Consider the following 1,317-nt stretch of genomic DNA (forward strand, 5'->3'; position numbering starts at 1 on the left):
GGGCCTTCGGGGCGGGGCGGTGACGCGGGCGTCAGGCCTTGGTGACGTCCTCGATCTCGTCGTCGTCCTCGCGACCGGGGGTCTTGAGGTCGAACTTGGCGATCGCGAAGCGGAAGAGGAAGTAGTAGACCGCGGCGAAGGCCAGGCCGAGCGGGATGATCATCCACGGGTCGGTGGCCTTGTTCCAGGCCAGCGCGTAGTCGATCAGGCCGCCGGAGAAGGTGAAGCCGTCGTGCACGCCGAGCGCCCAGGTGACGGTCATCGAGACGGCGGTGAGCAGCGCGTGGATGACGTACAGGACCGGGGCGATGAAGACGAAGGCGAACTCGATCGGCTCGGTGACACCGGTGACGAAGGAGGTCAGGGCCAGCGAGACCATCATGCCGGTGACGGCCTTGCGGCGGTGCGGCTTGGCGGCGTGGGCGATGGCCAGCGCGGCGGCGGGCAGCGCGAACATCATGATCGGGTAGAAGCCCGACATGAACTGTCCGGCGGTCGGGTCGCCGGCGAAGAAGCGGGTCAGGTCGCCGTGCACGACGGTGCCGTCGGGCTTGGTGAAGTCACCGGTCTGGAACCAGGCGTAGGAGTTCACGAACTGGTGCATGCCGACCGGCAGCAGACCGCGGTTGACCAGGCCGAAGGCGCCCGCACCGAACGCGCCGGCGCCGATCAGGGTGTCGTTCAGGCTCTTGATGGCGTCGCCGATCGGGCCCCAGGCCAGACCGAAGAAGACGCCGACGGCGGTGCCGACGAAGGCCATGATGATCGGGACCAGGCGGCGGCCGTTGAAGAAGCCGAGCCAGTCGACCAGCTTGGTGCGGTGGTACTTCTGCCACAGCACCGCGGCCAGTAGACCGATCACGATGCCGCCGAGCACACCCGGGTTCTGGTAGGTGGCGGCGTCGTCCTTGCCGGGGAGGATCTTGTACTCGGTGATCGGGAACGCGGTGAGCACGTTCTTGTACACCAGGTAGCCGACCAGTGCGGCGAGGGCGGTGGAGCCGTCCGCCTTCTTGGCGTAGCCGATCGCGATACCCACCGCGAAGAGCATCGGCAGAGCGTCGAAGACCGAGGTGCCGGCGGTGTTGAACACCGCGGCGACCTTGTCCCAGCCGAGGCCGTCCTTGCCGAACACGTCGTCCTGGCCGAGACGCATCAGCAGACCGGCTGCGGGGAGCACGGCGATGGGCAGCTGGAGGCTGCGACCGATCTTCTGCAGACCGACAAGCTGGGCACCGCGATCTCCGCGGACGGCGTCGGCTCCATGCTCTCCACCGCGGTCGGCGGCCCGCCGAACACCACGTACTCGGAGAACAT

1 protein-coding gene and 1 pseudogene are annotated in these 1,317 nt (G+C 67.9%); one reads left to right on the plus strand and one right to left on the minus strand.

Annotation, left to right across the window (positions count from 1 at the left end; translation table 11 throughout):
- Positions 1–31: 31 nt before the first annotated feature.
- Entirely contained in the window at positions 32–1,219 is a 1,188-nt protein-coding gene (locus tag ACIQOV_RS41705) for a PTS transporter subunit EIIC (RefSeq protein ID WP_401056396.1), read from the minus strand.
- 3 nt (positions 1,220–1,222) lie between these two features.
- Here ACIQOV_RS41705 and ACIQOV_RS41710 point away from each other — a divergent pair.
- Positions 1,223–1,317 (plus strand): annotated as a pseudogene (locus ACIQOV_RS41710) (solute carrier family 23 protein); the annotation flags it as partial.

This window comes from Kitasatospora sp. NPDC091257 (assembly GCF_044757675.1).
Taxonomy (GTDB): Bacteria; Actinomycetota; Actinomycetes; order Streptomycetales; family Streptomycetaceae; genus Kitasatospora; species Kitasatospora lactacystinica.